This is a genomic window from Pseudarthrobacter sp. HLT1-3, assembly GCF_059383535.1.
In genome coordinates this window covers 15,839-32,246 of the sequence record NZ_JBWZCJ010000010.1, presented here as the reverse complement: position 1 = coordinate 32,246, position 16,408 = coordinate 15,839, and the positions used below count along the sequence as shown (strand labels likewise).

General features: G+C 67.1%; 14 protein-coding genes. 5 read left to right on the top strand and 9 right to left on the bottom strand.

Annotated features, from left to right (window positions below; genetic code table 11):
• Window positions 1–116: 116 nt before the first annotated feature.
• The 3 genes from AC50X9_RS10510 to AC50X9_RS10500 all read left to right on the top strand — a co-directional run bounded on the left by AC50X9_RS10510 (window position 117) and on the right by AC50X9_RS10500 (window position 4,172).
• Window positions 117–1,199 carry an extracellular solute-binding protein gene (locus AC50X9_RS10510; protein ID WP_494893226.1) on the top strand — a complete coding sequence of 361 codons (1,083 nt, stop codon included), beginning with the start codon at window positions 117–119 and terminating at the stop codon, window positions 1,197–1,199.
• A gap of 97 nt (window positions 1,200–1,296) precedes the next feature.
• Window positions 1,297–2,364, top strand: a complete 1,068-nt coding sequence (locus AC50X9_RS10505; RefSeq protein ID WP_494893224.1) for an ABC transporter ATP-binding protein — start codon at window positions 1,297–1,299, stop codon at window positions 2,362–2,364.
• A gap of 38 nt (window positions 2,365–2,402) precedes the next feature.
• The gene (locus AC50X9_RS10500) at window positions 2,403–4,172 is read left to right on the top strand and encodes an ABC transporter permease (RefSeq protein ID WP_494893459.1); all 1,770 of its coding nucleotides are present in this window, start codon (window positions 2,403–2,405) and stop codon (window positions 4,170–4,172) included.
• A gap of 77 nt (window positions 4,173–4,249) precedes the next feature.
• On the opposite strand, the gene AC50X9_RS10495 is transcribed toward AC50X9_RS10500, so the two are convergent.
• From AC50X9_RS10495 to AC50X9_RS10465, 7 genes are all read right to left on the bottom strand, one after another.
• Window positions 4,250–4,642 (bottom strand): nuclear transport factor 2 family protein, encoded by a 393-nt coding sequence (locus AC50X9_RS10495; protein WP_494893220.1) that lies wholly within the window; start codon window positions 4,640–4,642, stop codon window positions 4,250–4,252.
• A 135-nt stretch (window positions 4,643–4,777) separates the two neighbouring features.
• A complete protein-coding gene (locus AC50X9_RS10490) occupies window positions 4,778–5,968 on the bottom strand; it encodes a 4-hydroxybenzoate 3-monooxygenase (RefSeq protein ID WP_494893218.1) in 1,191 nt (396 codons plus the stop codon).
• A gap of 94 nt (window positions 5,969–6,062) precedes the next feature.
• Window positions 6,063–6,842: an IclR family transcriptional regulator gene (locus tag AC50X9_RS10485; protein ID WP_494893457.1), complete on the bottom strand. Its 780-nt coding sequence runs from the start codon at window positions 6,840–6,842 to the stop codon at window positions 6,063–6,065.
• Between the two features lie 88 nt (window positions 6,843–6,930).
• Window positions 6,931–8,094 carry an ABC transporter permease gene (locus AC50X9_RS10480; RefSeq protein ID WP_494893215.1) on the bottom strand — a complete coding sequence of 388 codons (1,164 nt, stop codon included), beginning with the start codon at window positions 8,092–8,094 and terminating at the stop codon, window positions 6,931–6,933.
• Entirely contained in the window at window positions 8,091–9,266 is a 1,176-nt protein-coding gene (locus tag AC50X9_RS10475) for an ABC transporter permease (RefSeq protein ID WP_494893213.1), read from the bottom strand. The genes AC50X9_RS10480 and AC50X9_RS10475 overlap by 4 nt, the downstream gene beginning before the upstream one ends.
• Window positions 9,266–10,225 (bottom strand): ABC transporter ATP-binding protein, encoded by a 960-nt coding sequence (locus tag AC50X9_RS10470; RefSeq protein ID WP_494893211.1) that lies wholly within the window; start codon window positions 10,223–10,225, stop codon window positions 9,266–9,268. Before AC50X9_RS10470 ends, AC50X9_RS10475 begins: the two co-directional genes overlap by 1 nt.
• Before the next feature lie 78 nt (window positions 10,226–10,303).
• Complete coding sequence (locus AC50X9_RS10465) at window positions 10,304–11,410, bottom strand: FUSC family protein (RefSeq protein WP_494893209.1); 1,107 nt, start codon at window positions 11,408–11,410, stop codon at window positions 10,304–10,306.
• Window positions 11,411–11,616: 206 nt separating this feature from the next.
• On the opposite strand from AC50X9_RS10465, the gene mscL reads away from it, so the two are divergent.
• Both mscL and AC50X9_RS10455 read left to right on the top strand, forming a co-directional pair.
• Window positions 11,617–12,078 carry a large conductance mechanosensitive channel protein MscL gene (mscL, locus tag AC50X9_RS10460; protein ID WP_494893207.1) on the top strand — a complete coding sequence of 154 codons (462 nt, stop codon included), beginning with the start codon at window positions 11,617–11,619 and terminating at the stop codon, window positions 12,076–12,078.
• Between the two features lie 106 nt (window positions 12,079–12,184).
• The gene (locus AC50X9_RS10455) at window positions 12,185–13,075 is read left to right on the top strand and encodes an ACT domain-containing protein (protein ID WP_494893205.1); all 891 of its coding nucleotides are present in this window, start codon (window positions 12,185–12,187) and stop codon (window positions 13,073–13,075) included.
• 21 nt (window positions 13,076–13,096) lie between these two features.
• Here AC50X9_RS10455 and AC50X9_RS10450 read toward each other — a convergent pair whose 3' ends face one another.
• Window positions 13,097–15,739, bottom strand: coding sequence for a WecB/TagA/CpsF family glycosyltransferase (locus tag AC50X9_RS10450; protein ID WP_494893203.1), 2,643 nt, complete (start codon window positions 15,737–15,739; stop codon window positions 13,097–13,099).
• 9 nt (window positions 15,740–15,748) lie between these two features.
• A complete protein-coding gene (locus AC50X9_RS10445) occupies window positions 15,749–16,300 on the bottom strand; it encodes an acyltransferase (protein WP_494893455.1) in 552 nt (183 codons plus the stop codon).
• Window positions 16,301–16,408 lie beyond the last annotated feature (108 nt).

Sequence of the window (16,408 nt, the reverse complement as noted above, 5' to 3'; positions counted from 1 at the left end):
TTAGTCGATTTGATGGCCATTGAGCGCGGAACCGGTTCCTGCCGCTATAGGCTGGCCGGACGTTGACCTCTGGTCCCATTCAGAAATGAGTCTCCCTCGTGCGCAGATTGAAAATCATGGTCGCTGGCATTGTCGCCGTCTCCCTTCTCTCCGGTTGCGGTGCGGGCGCTGCAGCCCCCGCACCGTCCGAACCCGCCCCCGGCACCGCCGCCGCAGCCCCCTCCGGACCTCCCACCGGCGAAACACTGATCGTCTACACCAATTCCAACGGTGAGGGCCGCGGCGAATGGCTCACGCAGCAGGCCGCGGCGGCCGGCTTCAAAATCGAAATCGTAGGTGCGGGCGGCGCCGATGCCACCAACAAACTGATTGCCGAAAAGAACAACCCGATCGCCGACGTCGCGTTCGGGCTGAACAACATGTACTTCGAGCAGATCAAGGCCGCGGGCGCGATCGAGCCGATCACACCCTCCTGGTCGGCCGACGTCGACGCCGCCAAGGGCGACAAGGGTGCCAACAAGGCCTACTGGCCGCTGGTGCAGCAGGCCATCCTGCTCGGCTACAACTCCGACAAGTTCAGCAAGGACGAGGCTCCCAAGGACTGGACCGACCTGTGGACGCAGGACAAATTCAAGTCCCGCTATGAGCGCGTCACGGGCCTCGGAACCGCGACCGCACAACTGGTGTTCGCCAGCATCCTGACCCGTTACAAGGACGACAGCGGCGAGCTGGGTATCTCGGACGAGGGCTGGAAGCAGATCGAAGGCTACTTCAAGAACGGCACCCCGGCCGTCGCCAAGACCGACCTCTTCGCCCGCATCGCCTCGGGCGACACCGACATGGGCCAGATGCCGTCCTCGATCATCACCGAGCGTGAGAACTCCTTCAAGGTCAATGTTGAGACGGTCATGCCGACAGTCGGCGTCCCGCTGGCCATCGAGCAGGTTGCCCTGGTCAAGGGCACAGACAAAAAGGACGAGGCCTTGAAGTTCATCGACTGGTTCGGCAGCGCCGAGACCCAGGGCGCGTGGGCGCAGCAGTTCAATTCCATGCCGGTCAACAAGACGGCCGTCGCCAAGGCCAAGCCGGAGGTCGTCGAGTTCTTCAATACGCTCAAGCAGCAGGACATCGACTGGACGTTCGTCCAGGCGAACATGGGCGCCTGGGTGGAAAAGATCGAACTTGAATACATGAGCTAGGGGTGCGGCCCCGTGTGGCCGGCGCTGATGCCGGCCACACGGGCCCACTGCCGTACTTCGCGCCAAGCGCCCAGCCGCCAGAAAGAACAGGTTTCCGATGATCCGTTTCGAGAACATCGAAGTCACCTTCGGTGACTTCACCGCCATCCCAGAGCTGAATCTCCAGGTAAAACCAGGTGAGTTCTTTACGCTCCTGGGGCCGTCCGGCTGCGGGAAGACGACGGCGCTGCGAACCCTGGCCGGGTTCATTGAGCCGTCCGCCGGTGAAGTGTACGTCGACGGCAAGCCGGTCACCCGGCTCCCGAGCGACAAACGGCAGGTCGGCATGGTGTTCCAGAACTACGCCCTGTTCCCCAGCATGAGCGTGTGGGAAAACATCGCCTTCGGCCTCAAGGTTCGCAAGGAAAAGTCGGCCGAGAGCGACCGGCTCGTGCGCGAAATCGCCCGGCGCGTGGAGCTGTCCGACGACCAGCTGCGCAAGAATGTCACGGAGCTCTCCGGCGGGCAGCAGCAGCGCGTCGCCGTCGCCCGGGCACTCGTTCTGCAGCCCAAAATCCTGCTCCTGGACGAGCCGCTCTCGAACCTGGACGCCAAACTCCGGCACCAGTTGCGGCAGCAGCTCAAGGACCTGCAGCACGAATTCGGCATCACCACCGTCTACGTCACCCACGACCAGGACGAGGCCCTGGCGATGAGCGACCGGGTGGCCGTCTTCAATAAGGGTGTGGTGGAGCAGGTGGGCACCCCGCAGGACATCTACGAGGACTCCGCGACCGAATTCGTCTGCAATTTCATCGGCGACAGCTCGCGCCTCACCGGAGACTTCGTTGCCGAACTGAACCGGAAGTCGACCTACGCCCTCGACCCCACGGCCAATTCCTACCTGCGGGTGGAAAAGGCCTCGCTGGAACCTGACGGCGGGGACGGCTCCGCCGTTCCGATGCAGGGGACAGTCGTCTCGAAGAGTTACCACGGGCTACACAGCCGGTATGTCGTGAGCTGCCACGGATCCGAAGTCCGGCTCCTCGTCAAGGAAGACGGCGGTGACCATCCCGATACCGGCAGCCAGGCAACCGTGTACGTCCAGCCGCGGCACGTCCTGCAGTACCACGCGGAAACAGGCCAGTCACTGGGCACCCGGCTGCCGGAAGCGGCCCGGCCGTGAGCAGCGGCGGCGCCCAGAACGGTGCCAGCACCCGGAGCATGCTGCGCTCCCCCGCTGTCCTGATCGCCGGTGTCGTGCTGACCTGGTTCATCGCGGCCTTCCTCGTCTGGCCCAATGCGAACGTGCTGATCCAGACCTTCTTCCCGAACGGAAGCTTCTCGGGACGCGCCGCCGAGAAGCTCTTCTCCTCCCAGCGGGCCATGAAGTCACTCGGCAACAGCTTCCTGCTGGCGGTCGCCCTGTCCATTACCGTCAATGCAGTCGGAATCTTCATTGTGCTGGTCACCCAGTACTTCCGGATTCGCGGCTCACGGATCCTGTTCCTCGGCTACGCCTCGACCTTTATCTACGGCGGGATTGTGCTGGCGGCCGGCTATAAGTTCATCTACGGGGACAAGGGCATTGTCACCGGTTTCCTGCTGTCGCTGTTTCCCGGCATGGACCCCGGGTGGTTTTCCGGGTTCTTTGCCGTCCTTGCCGTGATGACTTTTGCCACCACCACGAACCACATGCTCTTCGTCGCCAACGCCCTCAAAGGGGTGGATTACCAGACCATCGAGGCCGCCCGGAACATGGGCGCGTCCACCTGGACGATCCTGCGGCGGATTGTCCTGCCGATGCTCAAGCCCACACTCTTTGCCGTGACCGTACTCTCGTTCCTGACCGGCCTCGGTGCCCTCAGCGCCCCGCAGGTGCTGGGTGGACGGGACTTCCAGACCATCACCCCGATGATCCTCACCTTTTCCAACAGCCCGACGTCGCGGGACCTCGCCGCGCTGCTCGCCGTTATCCTCGGCGTGGCCACCATCCTGATGCTGGCTGTCATGACCCGGCTGGAGAAGGGCGGCACCTACTTCTCGGTCTCCAAGGTCTCCTCCGGGCTGCAGAAACAGCAGATCCGCAACCCCGCCGCCAACGCCGCCGTCCACGTCATCGCGTATCTGCTGTTCGCTGTCTACACCCTGCCTGTCGTGCTGATCGTGGTGTACTCGTTTGCCGATGGCGCCGCCATCCAGACCGGACAGCTGTCGCCGGGCAGCCTGACCCTGGACAACTACGTGCGGGTGCTCACCCAGTCCTCGGGCCTCCGGCCCTTCGTGATCAGCATCGTTTACAGCGCCCTGGCTTCGCTGATTGCCGTCGGAGGGCTGCTCTTTGTGGCTCGGATGCTGCAGAAATACCGCAACTGGGTCACCACGGCGTTCGAATACCTGCTCCACATCCCGTGGATCCTGCCGTCGGCGCTGCTGGCCCTGGGCCTGATCCTGAGCTACGACCACCCCAACCCGCTGGTGGGCGGCGCGGTCCTGACCGGAACCACGGTCATCCTGCTGATCGCCTTCGTGACCGTGAAGATCCCGTTCACATTGCGGATGCTGAAGGCGTCCTTCGCGTCGGTCAACTCCTCGCTCGAAGAGGCCGCCAACATCATGGGCGCCAAGACGCTGTACATCTTCCGCCGGATCCTGCTGCCGATTGTGCTGCCGGCCGCGGCGGCAATCACGGCGCTGAACTTCAACAGCATGCTGGACGACTACGACACGGCGATCTTCCTGGCCCACCCGCTGTTCCAGCCGCTTGGCCTGGTCATCAAGGCCAATACCGACGGCGCCGAGGGCGTCGACGGGGTGTCCAACACCTTCGTCTACACGGTGCTGCTGATGGTCATCACCGGAGTGACGATGTATCTGGTGTACGGCAGGACGGGCCGGAGGCAAGCGAGAACCGCAAAGGCCGGGGCCGCCGAGCAAGGCCCGGCGCCGGTCCTGGCGGAGGCAGCGCGCAAAGATCCCGCGCTTTTGCCCTGATCGGCGCCTGCCGACGCGGGTAGGACTGCCAACTCACCGAGTGCCTAACTTGTCCGGGGGCCTTTTCGGGCCGCCCGTTAGACCCAGAAATCGTCCGTCTTTCGCGTGTCCTCGAAGAACTCCCGGCCTTCGGTGATCTTTCCGTCGCGGACCACAAAGGTGATGATGGTGGCCATGTCCAGGGTTTTATCGTTGATTGTTGCTTGGGTTTGCTGGATCGCGACCGTGTGGTTTTCCCCGCCGACGATGTCCTCGACCTTGGCTTGGAAGTTGCCCTGGGTGCGCGCTCCCAGTTCGCCGAAGTAGGCCAGGATGGCGTCGCGGCCCTGCTTCGCGCCGGACAGCACGCCGCTTCCGGCAACGTGCCAGACCGCGTCCTCCGCGAACATCTCGCTGAGGCTCGCCATATCACCGGCGTTGAAGGCCTCAAACCCCCGCCGGACCAGTTCAGCATTCTCTGCGGTTCCCATGATCGGACACCTCTCCGTCGTCCTTGTCGGGTCGTGCTGGAACGTATATAGGCTAGTCCTGGCCCTGGAGCCTGTCGATGGACTAATGCACGACGTGCGGAGTCTCGGTGGACGTCCGGGCCGTCAGAATGAGACCTAGTGAGATCCCGGCCAGCCGGTGTAGGCCTCGGCCAGGTAAGCCCGGCCGTGGCGGGAGGACACCACGGAGTTGAGTTCGCCGAGCTGGCGGGCACGCGCGAAGTCATCGCCGTTGGCCGGGGTGTGCAGCATGGACGTCATCCAGTAGGAGAACTGCTGGGCCTTCCAGACCCGGTCCAAAGCCCGGTCGCTGTAGGCGTCCAGGAGCACGGTGTTCCCGGTCTTGTAGAAGCTGTCGAAGCCTTCGAACAGCACCTTGACATCGTGCAGCGCCAGGTTCAGGCCCTTGGCCCCGGTCGGCGGGACGGTGTGGGCGGCGTCGCCGGCGAGGAACAGCTTGCCGTGCCGCATCGGGGCGTGCACGAAGCTGCGGAATTTCAGCACCGTCTTGTCGATCACCGGGCCCTCTTTGAGTTCGAAGCCGTTGCCGTTGACCCGGCTGCGGAAGGCGTCCCAGATCCGGTCTTCGCTCCAGTTGTTGACGTCTTCGTCCGGGTCGCACTGGAAGTACATCCGCTGCACGGTTTCGGTCCGCTGGCTGATCAGGGCGAACCCGTTCTCGGAGTTGGCGTAAATCAGTTCGTCGGAGCTCCGCGGCGCCTCGGCCAGGATCCCGAACCAGGCGAACGGGTATTCGTGGAAATACCACTTGCGCTGGGCCTCGGGGATCTGGAAGCGGCTGTGGCTGCGGGAGCCGTCGGCGCCGGCGATGAAGTCCGCCTGCAGCTCCCATTCCACGCCCTCGGCATCGGTAAACCAGACCTTCGGTTTGCCCTCAAGGTCATGAATGGTGGTGTCGGTGACGCTGTAGCGGACATCGCCGCCGTCGGACTGGCGCCGGGCGGCGAGGTCGAGGAAGACGTCGGTCTGCGGGTAGAGCCAGACCGACTCGCCGACGAGGTCCTGGAAGTCGATCCGGTGGCTCTCGCCGTTGAAGCGCAGCTCGATCCCGTCGTGCCGGTCGCCGTCGCGCAGGACGCGGTCCGAGACGCCGCTGTCCACGAGCATGTTCACGGACCCGTGTTCAAGGATGCCGGCGCGGACGGTTTCCGAGATTTCCTGGTGGCTGCGGATCTCGATCACGGTGGATTCGATTCCCTGCTTGGCCAGCAGGTGGGAGAGCATCAGCCCTGCCGGGCCGGCGCCCATGATCGCGACCTGGGTGGTGATGACTTTGCGTTGTGCCATGCTGTCCTCGCTTCGTTGCGGGGCCCGGACTGCTGGGCGTCCGGGGCCGGATGGTTTCTCTGGCTACAGTGTGCGCCCGGACACGTGACAGGCGTTACAGAGATTCCGCTGAATGGAATGCCGGGGTGTCCCTCGGATCCTGCAGCTGCCGCCCGATGCCGCGGGCGGCCGTCTGCAGGGCCGGAACCAGCGCCTGAAGCCGCACTTCCCGCAACGGAACGACGACGCCGAGCGCCGCCACCGTGCGGTTCCTCGCGTCCCGCACCGGCACGGCAATCCCCCAGGTGTCGGAGTCCACGACGCCTGCCAGCTGCGCAAAGCCATGGCCGGCCGTCTCCTGCAGCAGGGTACGGAGCTCGTCGGGCTGCACCCTGCCGTCGGGATCGTGGAACTGGAGGAGGTACTCGGCCTGGACCGCCGCCGGCTGGTTGGCCATCAGGGCCAGCCCGGCAGAAGAGACGTGTACCGGCATCCGGCCGGCGATCTGGGCCCGGTTGGCCACGGAACCGCGGCGGGACAGCCGCTCGACGAAGAGCGCCTCCCAGCCTTCCAGCACGGCGAGGTTTACATTCTGGTTCAGCACCTGCTGGATGTCCTCCATAAAGGGCATCGCCGCCTGGCGCAGGGCCAGGGTGGGGGAATTCCGGTTGACCAGCTCCCATAGGCGCAGTCCCAGCCGCACGGACCCGCCGCCGCCCAGCTCCAGGAGCCCGTGTCCGGCGAGCTGCCGGACCAGCCGGTGGGCGGTGCTCAGCGGCAGTCCGGCCCGGTCCGCGAGCTCGGAGAGCGGCAGCACGGTGACGCCCGCGGGGAACGCTGCGATCACCCTCACTACGCGGTCAACCACCGAGTCCCCGGTGCCGGAGTTGGCCATAACGCTCACTTCCGTTGAATGGATTCTGCGTCCACTCTACGCTGCCGGTCGGCGCCGGTACGAGGTGTGCGGCGCCGGACCGGCTTCGTCAGAGGGCCCGGCCGAGGCTTCGCCGCAGGAGCCCGGCGCCGACCAGGAGCAACACCGCTGCCATGCCCGCGAGCACACCAAGCTGGGGCAGGATGTCACCGAGAGTGCCGTCCTGCCGCTGGATGGTGGCGAATGCCTCGTAGGCCCACCGGTGCGGGGTTGCGAAGGAGACGGCGCCCAGCGCTTCCGGGAAGATCTCCGGAGGCACCATGCAGCCTCCCAGGCCAGCCAGCACCAGCCCGCCGCCCACGCCCACGCCGGAGGCGGCGGTGTCGTTGTCCACCACCGAACCGACAATCATCGCGGCGGCCGCCGCCACGGCGCAGAAGATCACCAGCACCAGGCCGGAAAGCCACGGGTTGCCCCAGTCGACGCCGAACAGCAGCGCGGTGCCGACCATAATGACACCGCCCTGGACGAAGGCGATGGCGAACCGTCCGAGCGCCTGACCGGCCACGATCTGGCCGCTGGAAACCGGCGTGGACATGACCCGTCCGACCACTCCGAACCGCCGTGACTGGATCAGCGTGGCCGCGCCGGCGAGCGAGCTGAGGAACACAAAGAGCAGCACCTGCTGGGAGGCGCCGAGGTCGAACTGGCCCAGTCCCCGGAACTCCTGGACGGCCGCGTCGATGTCCACGATCTCCACGTTCGGCACCGCCACCTGCGCGGCGGCCTGGTCAAGGGCCTGGCGCGCCTGCCCCTCGGGGATTCCGGCGCCGGTTAGGGCAGCAACGCGGGTCCGCTCCAGGCCCACGGCCTGCACTGCGGTGCGGACCTGCTGGATCACGGCCTGCGCGGAGGACTGCGAGGCCATCACGACGTCGAGCTCCGCCGGCTGACCGGCGTCGAAGGCCTTCGCGGCGGCCTCGTCCAGGAACAACCCGACGTCGGTGCGGCCGCGACTGAGGTCCGCCCGCGCGGCGTCCGCGCTGCTGTCAACGACGTGGGCGCCGGCTGAGGTGAGTTCCGCGCTCAGGGCCTGGGAGAGAGCGCTGCTGGGACCGGCGATGGCCACCCGTGCCTGGCTGCTGCCGGCACCGAACTGGGAACCGAGCAGCAGGATCAGCAGGAACGGGAAGATGAAGACGAAGAAGATGTTCGACCTGTCACGCAGAAAGCGCCGCAGTTCCACGGCGGCGATCGCGGCGATGGCGCTCATACCTGGGCCCCCCGGTTCGGGAGCAGGCGAGCGAGCAGCAGCCCGGCCGCGGCGAAGGCCAGCATCACTGCAACCGGCGCCAGGATGTCGCCGAAGCTTCCACCGCCGGCGGAGATCCCGAGTCCCCGGATGAACGCCCCGATCGGATTGAGGTCCAGCAGCGTGGCGGCGAAGCCGGTGCCCTGGACCGGGAAGAAAGCGCCACCGGCGATCCCCAGCACCATCGCCAGGATGGACTGCGCCACGTTGGCCTGCTCCGCTGTCCGGACCAGGCGCGCCACCACGAACGTCAGGCTGGTGGCGGCCGTCACCACGGCGAGGATCAGGACGGCCACCACGGGCGGGGAGCCGAAGGACACGTCGAACAGCCGGGAGCCGGCGGTGAGCAGGACGGTGGTGGCGACCACCCCGAGGATGAAGCCGGTGCAGGCCTTGGCCGTTATCACCGTGCCGCCGCTGACCGGCATCGACCGCAGCCTGGCCAGGGTGCCCTGTTCCCTTTCCGCGAGCAGCCCCAGCACGCCGAACCCGACCGTGAACATCAGGAACAGCCCGGCCTGGCCCGCCACGAGTGTGCCGCGAAGCGAGAGTTGCTCGGCCGCGGCCTGGCCTTCGGCCAGCGTCAGCAGGGGCGCCCCGGCCGAGGCCTGCCGGGCCAGCGCCGCGAGGTCCTGGGCCGGAAGCCCGGAAATGCTGCCGGCGGCAGCGGTCACCGTTCCGGCCGCGAACTGGTCCACGATCCCCCGGACTACGGTGATCAGTACGTTGGTTTCCAGGCTGGCGCCGTTGCCCTCGACGAGCTGGACGGAAACGGCCTGTCCGGACAGCACGGCGTCGCTGAAGCCCGCCGGAATGATGATGCCGAGCTCGGCCCCGCTGGCCCGGGTCTCCGTCCGGACGGCGTCGGATGGCACCCGCTTGACCGTGACGTCCAGAATCTCAAGTGAATCGACGGTGCCGAGCAGCGCCGCCGCCAACTGGTCGGCGTCGTCCGCGCTGGCGACGACGGTGGCGGGCCGCAGTTCAACGGTGTCCTCGCCCACCCCGCCGAACACCAGGCTCAACACTCCCATGAGCGCGAGCGGGACGACGAGGGAGAAGATGAAAACGGACTTGTCCCGGACGCGCTGGCGCAGGTCGTTCCCGACCATGGTCCACAATCCCCGCATCATCAGTCCCTCAGCGCTTTGCCGGTCAGGTGCAGGAAGACGGACTCAAGGTCCGGCCGGACGATCTCCACGGAGGTCACCGACATCCCGGCGTCACCGGCGCCGGTCACGATCCGTGCGAGCGCGGTGGGTCCATCGCTGACCGTGAGCATCAGCCCGGTCCCGTCCGTGTCGACGCGCTGCACGGCCGGCAGCAGACGGAGGGCCTCCGCGGCCCGGGACATGTTGCCGCCGCCGCGGAGGTTGATCCGGTCCACCCCGCCGGTCAGCGTGATCAGCTGGTCCCGGGTGCCCTCGGCCTGAATCCGGCCCTCGTCAATGACCGCGATCCGGTCGCAGAGCCGCTCGGCTTCCTCCATGTAATGGGTTGTGTAGAGCACCGCCATGCCCTCGACGGAGAGCTTTTCCACGGATTCCAGGATGGAGTTGCGGGACTGCGGGTCCACTCCGACGGTCGGTTCGTCCAGGATCAGCAGGTTGGGCCGGTGGAGCAGGCCGATGCCGATGTTCAGCCGGCGCTTCATGCCGCCGGAGTACTTCTTGGTCAGGTCGCCGGCACGGTCGCTCAGACCGATCAGCTCCAGCACCTCGTTGGTGCGCTCGGTGAGCCCCTTGCCGGTGAGTCCCTGCAGCCGGCCGAAAAACTTCAGGTTTTCCCGGGCGGTCAGGTCCGGGTAGATGGCCAGTTCCTGCGGGACCAGGCCGATGACCCGCTTGGCCTCCGTCTCGGACGGGGTCATGTCCCGGCCCGCCACGCGGATGGTTCCCTCGCTGGCCGGAATCAGGCCCGCGACCATGGAAATGATGGTGGTCTTGCCGGCGCCATTGGGGCCCAGCAGCCCGAACGTTTCCCCGGCGCGGATATGAAACGAAACGTCGTCGACGGCGGTCAGCTCGCCGTACCGTTTGACGAGTCCGCTGACGTGCAGCACGTCCTTCGTTCGTACCTCAACAACTTCCACAGCACTCCCCCAAAGTCTCGGCGCACACGGCTGTGCCCAGAGTAGCCTTTCGTGCGGGCATCCGCCGGGACAGGGTCCTTAGACCCGTCCTGACGGGTCAGCGGGGCGCGCCGGGCCGTCTGCCAGCGCAGCCTGGCTGCCGCGCAACCGCCGCCAGACCGTCGGGGCGAGCACGACGGCGACGCCAACGGCGGCTCCGATGACGGTCTCAAAAATCCGGTCGCGCAGCAGGGCGCCGGGCGAGGAAGGCACCACCAGCAACGTTGAAATCAACGCCAGCGGGGTGACGAAGATCTGGGCCAGGACGTACTGGCGCGCGATGAACAGCTCGGCGCCGAACTGGCAGGCGGCGATCACCAGTACGGTCTGCCAGGGGGCGGGCTGCAGCAGCAGGATCCCCGCCAGCAGCACCAGCCCGATCGCCGTGCCGAGGATTCTTTGCACCCCGCGGCTGACCCGGTGCCGGGTGGAGTGCCCCACGAGCGGCACGACGGCGGCCACCATGGCCCAGTAGTTGTGGCCGAAGCCCAGCCATTCACCCAACAGCGTCGCCAGGGTTCCGGCCAGGCCGGCCGCCACAAGGTGGTTGCTGCCGTCAAGCAGAGCCGCGCGCTTTTCAGCCTGGCTGGGCGGGGTACGGGCCGGGATGACCCACGGCGTCCGGCGGCGCCGGAGCACCCGGGAGGACATGCCGACCAGCAAAGAGAAGCCGACGGTCAGCACCGCCACGAGCATGCCCTGCCAGAGCGGCGGCTGGTCGGGGATCGAGGCGATCGCGGCAAAGGCAAAGATGTGGAACAAGGAGCCTGCGGGGCGGAGCCGCCACCAGGCCACGATCAGCGAACAGCCGCCTGCCACCAACGTCGTGGCGAAGACCTGGAGCCAGATGGTATGCGCGGCCGGAAGCGCGAGAGCCGTCCCGGCACGGGCAGTCAGGGCGGCGGCCAGGAGCACCAGCAGCATCAGCGACCCGGCGCGCAGTTGCAGGACGAAGCGCGTGGCGTGCGGTTGGTTTCGGCCGTAGATTCCGGTGAAGGCACCAAAGGAGGCGAAGATGGCCAGGTCGAGGCGGTCCAGCAGCACCAGCGTGATCAGCGGGACAAAGACACCGACTGCACAGCGGATGGCGACCTGGTGGTCCTTGTTGGCAGGAGCCAAGGTGAACAGCTCGGCGAGCAGCTTCACGGGCGGGAGGTGCCTTTCTTGCGGTCGGATGGTAACGACGGCGGCGCTGGCATCCAGCTGAATTCTACGCCGGCAGGCACGGAGCCCGGCATCAAAATCCATTCAGTGGAACCGGCCCAGGACTGTGGAGGTGATAGCGTCTAGCGGTTGATTCCCTTGCCGGGACACGGCACCCAGACTTATTTCAAGGCACACCGGAGGACCCCATGCTCAAAGGATTCAAGGACTTTATCCTGCGCGGCAACGTGATCGAACTGTCCATCGCCGTCGTGGTCGGCACCGCTTTCACCGCCCTGGTCAGCGCGTTTACGTCAAACATCGTGAACCCCATCATTGCGGCGGCCGGCGGGGTCGAAACCGACGGGCTGGGCTTCCGCATCTGGGCGGGGAACGACAAGACCTTCCTCAACTTCGGAGCGGTCATCACCGCGTTCGTCACCTTCCTGATCACCGCCGCCGTCGTCTACTTCATCTTCGTGGCGCCGATGAACCGGATCAACCAGTTGGTCAAGAAGCGCCTGGCCACCGCAGAGCCGGAGGAGAAGGCGCTCCCCGCCGACACGGCCCTGCTGGCCGAGATCCGTGACCTGCTGGCCCAGCTCGCCGGTCCCGCGCACGGCCACGACGCCAGCCACAACCAGCAACGCGGGGTCACTTCCGGCCGATAATCCTCTCCGGGATAGGCCGTAGGTGACTCCGCGTTGCAGTGTAGCGCGAGCGTAATCGTCACCGGCCGGCAATGGGCCGGTAACAGCCGGCGGACATCATGGGACCATGAAGTCCTCAGCCCCTGGCAGGAAAACCGATACAACCCGCGCCACCGCCGCCGCCGAGCTGAGCTGCGAAGTCTGCGGCCAGATGCCCGAACCGACCAAGACCCGGCTGACCCTCGCCAACATCGCCGTGATGCTCCCCATCGAGCTCGTGGTTCATGCGGCAGTCGTCGGGACCCATCTGCCCTATGCGGCCAAGGTCCTGGTCCTCACCCTGACCGCCACCATTCTGGTGATCTGGGTGGCCGAACCTTCTGCCGCGCGGATGCTGCGGCGCTGGCTGCACGCCCCGGCCCTGCGGCACCGCAGCCGGCTCGGCGCCGCGCCGGCATTGTGGCGGGCCCGCACGGTATTGCAGGACCGCCCCGGCTCGCTGCAGAAACTCACCCAGTCGCTGGCCCGGCTGGACAGCAACATCCTGAGCATCCATGTCCACCCGGTCGACGGCGGCGTGCTGGACGAGTTTGTGCTGTCCGCTCCCGGCGAGCTGCGCGAGGGGGAACTTCTGAAGGCCCTGCGCGACGGCGGCGGCAGCGATCCGCACGTCTGGCCCACCACCGCGCTGGCCATGGCCGACGGGCAGACCGGTGCGCTGAGCCTAGCGGCCAGGATCGCGGCCAACCCCGAGGAGTTGCCGCTCGCCGTGGCGGAACTCCTGCACGCCCGGATCGAGGCGCGAACGGACACGGGCTCAGTGGCTCCGGCGGCTACCGCCGGCGCCGGCTCACTGCCGGCAACGGACGGGACCGTGCTGAGGATCCCGACCGCGTGGCACGGCCCGATCACCTTTTCCCGCCCCGGCGAACCCTTCACCCCGGCGGAATCAGCGCGGGCGCACCGGCTGGCCGAGCTCGCCGAGATTCTCGCGCACCGGCCGGTCGCCGGCCGGTGACGCTTCAGGTTCCCGCCGGGTTCAGTGCCGGGACCGTGTGCCCTCAGTCTGGTTCCCGCCGGAAGCCGGCCCGCGGCTGCTGGCATCGCGTTCCCAACCCCCCGGATGTGCTGTCCCCCGGCGGCCGGCCAGGGCAAATCCCAGGTAGACCGAGGCGTGGACAGCGGAGAGCGGACCACGGATTGAGCGGACGACCTCCGATAGCGTCTGGCCCGCCGTACCGCTCCGGCCGTTCTGCTCGGCGTTGCCGCGGTATACGCGGTGCAGCACGGCCAGCTGGTCCTTGGGTGTCCGCGGCGGGCAGATCACCACCGGGTCCACTTCCAGGACGGCTTTTTCCGCGGGCTCGAAAAGGCGGTCCACGAACAGATCATCCGCGGTCAGGTCGGGGAACTGCTGGAAACGTTGCCGCCCTTCTTGGGACAGGCCGTAGACGCCGCCTCCCCACAGTCCGCTGCGGGCCATCGGGAGCTTCAGCCGGGTGCGGTAGTACGAGTGGATCAGCGGGTGCGCATCGTGAAGGTCGAACCGCACGGCCGGGCGTGCGGCGAGGACCTGGCCGGAGAGCAGCGCATTGAGGACGTCGCGCACCGTGCCCGGACTGATCTGCACGTCCGCGTCGAGATACAGCCGGGGCCAGTGGGAGGCGACGGCGTCACCGGCATTGAGCGCTGCCGTCTTGGAAGGCTGCTCCAACTCCAGCACTGTCACGCCATCGAACGCGCGCGCAATTGCGGCCGTGTCGTCGCTGCAACCATTGCAGGCCACGATCACCTCAAGTTGTCCTGCCGCCGCCAGGGGGGCCAGCGGAGCCAAGGTCCGCGCGATCACGGCGGCTTCATTATGCGCCGGAATGATCACCGAACCGTGCGGGAAACTTTCGGCGTCCAGGTTCTGCCCGGTGTCCAGGCTCGGGCCAGGCAGCGCTGACCAGCTTCCCTCGTTCAGCACCGTCCGCAGCACGCCCCGGTTTTCCGGCTTCCAGCATCGCAAGAGTTCAGAAAGCACGACGGCGCCGTGAAACACCGCCGAGTAGGCGGCGGAATGGTATTTGCGGATGTAGCGGACCCGGTTGACGGCGAGCAGCGCGTTCAATTCTGCTGACGCGCCGGAGGCCCCTCCCGTGTGGCGCATGACCGCCGCTGGTTCGTACCAGACCGTTTCGCCCATCGTCCGCAGACGCCGGAAGAAATCAGTCTCTTCGCTGTAGAGAAAGTAGGACTCGTCCCATTCCAGCGCGTCCGCCAGGGGACGCCGGACCATCAGCGCAGCGCCGGTTGCCCACTCCGCGGTATGCGGATGGGCGTAGCTTTCCGGGGAGTAGTCCGTGCCGGCCAGCCAGCCTGGCCGGCCGGGCGCCCGCCGGCCCAACAGCGCGTCTCCCACAGCGGTCGCGACAGTTGGCTCCCGGTAGAGTGAGCGGCTGGTTTCGCCCCGCTCGTTCACAAGGCGGGGAACCACAGCCCCGGCCCGCGACGCCAGCAGCCGATGCATCATCGTTTTGAAGCTGCCCGGTTCCACCGTGAGGTCAGGGTTGAGCACCACCACTGTCCCGGCATCGCCTGCCCTGCACAGCGCGGCGTTGATGCCGCCGGAATAGCCCAGATTTCCGCCGGTACCGAACGCCTGGACGTCAGGGTGGCGGCGGCGCACCCGGTCCAGGGTGCCGTCACTGGAGGAGTTGTCTGCCACCAGAACACGCAACGTCTGATCGGCAGTTTCCCCCCGTAGGCTCTCCAGGAGCGCTCCCACGCATTCCGCGCTGTTGTAGGTCACAATAACTACGGCGGCGTCCGCCGACCCTTCCGGCCCGGTGAAGCGGCCCGGCGTGCGTGGGGCGGCGGCCGCCTGTGGCCGGGGTTCCGCGCGGTCCGGCGGGACGGCGCAGGAGGCGGTCCGCAGTTTCAGGTAAGCCGGTGGCCCGTCCACGAGATAGCGGCCGGCCAGCCGTTTGGGCTCCCGGGCCAGCCGGTAGCCCCATTCCAGACCGTGCTCGCAAAACCAGTCGGGTGCCCGCTGGACCCTGCCGGCCAGGAAGTCCACGGCCGCGCCGAAGGCCAGCAGGACAGCCGCCCCGGTGGCCGCCGCGTACCGGTCGATCCAGAGTTCCTGGCGCGGCTTGCCGAGTCCGACGTAGAGGATCTGGGTGCCCGAAGCGGCAATCTCGCTGGCGATCCGTTCAGAGTCAATGACGGAGGCGAGTTCCTCCCTGCTCGGGGACCACAGGCCGGCGAGTAGCAGGTCAGGATGCTCAGCTGCGATCTTCTGTTCCAGCAGCCGCTGGTTGGCCTCGGATCCGCCAAGGAATCCCACTCTCAGCCCGAGTTGTTCTGCCCGCGCCAGCAGTGGGGATGCCAGGTCGCTGCCGGCCAGCCGGGGCCACCGGTGGCCGGTGATCCGCTGGGACTGGGAGACCAGGGGCGCGCCGTCCAGAAGGTAGAGCCAGTCGACGGTGCTGGCGGGATCGGCATGCAGAGTGCCCGCCCATCGGCCGCCGGTGCCGAAGTGGTGCAAATGGTCGAGATTGACCGAAGCGACTCCCAGCGGCGGGAGGTCATCACCGTCGGTCACCCTGGCGAGTATCCTGTCCAGCGCCGGTTCGGGTTCCATCAGGTCTACCGGTGTGCCACCCAGGATTACCCTGTTTCTATCCAGCTTTTCCATGCCGCCTCCTCAGTCCAGCAGTGCCGCAGGGGCCAATTGCCCGTTGGTTTCGATGTATCTCCGGCCGGAGGCCGGGCAGAGCCACGTGCCGCCGTCCTCCTTGAGCGGGTGTCCGGCCTCGCCCACCCAGCCGGCCTGCCGGGCCGGGACTCCAACAACGACCGCGTAGTCCGGCACGTCCCTGGTCACGACGGCCCCTGCGGCCACTGTGGCCCATTGGCCAATGGATACGGGGGCGACGCAAACGGCCCGTGCGCCGATGGAGGCGCCCTTGCCAACAGTCACGCCCACGGCGTCCCAGTCCTCGGCGCCCTTAAGTGTTCCGTCCGGGGTGATGGCCCGGGGGTGCAGGTCATTAGTGAGCACCGCCGCCGGGCCCACGAAGACGCCGTCGGCCAAGCGCGCCGGCTCATAAACGAGTGCGTAGTTTTGCAGTTTGCAGTTGTTCCCCAGCACAACCGCAGGGCCAACGTATGCGCCACGTCCGATATTGCAGTTGTCGCCCACCTCGGCGTGCTCGCGGACCTGGGCGAGGTGCCAGATCCTGGTTCCGCCTCCGATGACGGCGGTTTGCGCAACATCTGCAGTACCTGCGACGGTGTGCGGCCTTTCATCGGCTGACGGCGCGGCAGGACTCTGGCGCGTCTCAGGTACCCGGCGCCCGCTGCG

What these genes read in the sequence shown, in the direction of transcription:
- AC50X9_RS10510 (WP_494893226.1), top strand. Translation starts at nt 117, where the DNA reads ATGGTCGCTGGCATTGTCGCCGTCTCCCTTCTCTCCGGTTGCGGTGCG.
- AC50X9_RS10505 (WP_494893224.1), top strand. Translation starts at nt 1,297, where the DNA reads ATGATCCGTTTCGAGAACATCGAAGTCACCTTCGGTGACTTCACCGCC.
- AC50X9_RS10500 (WP_494893459.1), top strand. Translation starts at nt 2,403, where the DNA reads ATGCTGCGCTCCCCCGCTGTCCTGATCGCCGGTGTCGTGCTGACCTGG.
- AC50X9_RS10495 (WP_494893220.1), bottom strand. Translation starts at nt 4,642, where the DNA reads ATGGGAACCGCAGAGAATGCTGAACTGGTCCGGCGGGGGTTTGAGGCC.
- AC50X9_RS10490 (WP_494893218.1), bottom strand. Translation starts at nt 5,968, where the DNA reads ATGGCACAACGCAAAGTCATCACCACCCAGGTCGCGATCATGGGCGCC.
- AC50X9_RS10485 (WP_494893457.1), bottom strand. Translation starts at nt 6,842, where the DNA reads ATGGCCAACTCCGGCACCGGGGACTCGGTGGTTGACCGCGTAGTGAGG.
- AC50X9_RS10480 (WP_494893215.1), bottom strand. Translation starts at nt 8,094, where the DNA reads ATGAGCGCCATCGCCGCGATCGCCGCCGTGGAACTGCGGCGCTTTCTG.
- AC50X9_RS10475 (WP_494893213.1), bottom strand. Translation starts at nt 9,266, where the DNA reads ATGATGCGGGGATTGTGGACCATGGTCGGGAACGACCTGCGCCAGCGC.
- mscL (WP_494893207.1), top strand. Translation starts at nt 11,617, where the DNA reads ATGCTCAAAGGATTCAAGGACTTTATCCTGCGCGGCAACGTGATCGAA.
- AC50X9_RS10455 (WP_494893205.1), top strand. Translation starts at nt 12,185, where the DNA reads ATGAAGTCCTCAGCCCCTGGCAGGAAAACCGATACAACCCGCGCCACC.
- AC50X9_RS10450 (WP_494893203.1), bottom strand. Translation starts at nt 15,739, where the DNA reads ATGGAAAAGCTGGATAGAAACAGGGTAATCCTGGGTGGCACACCGGTA.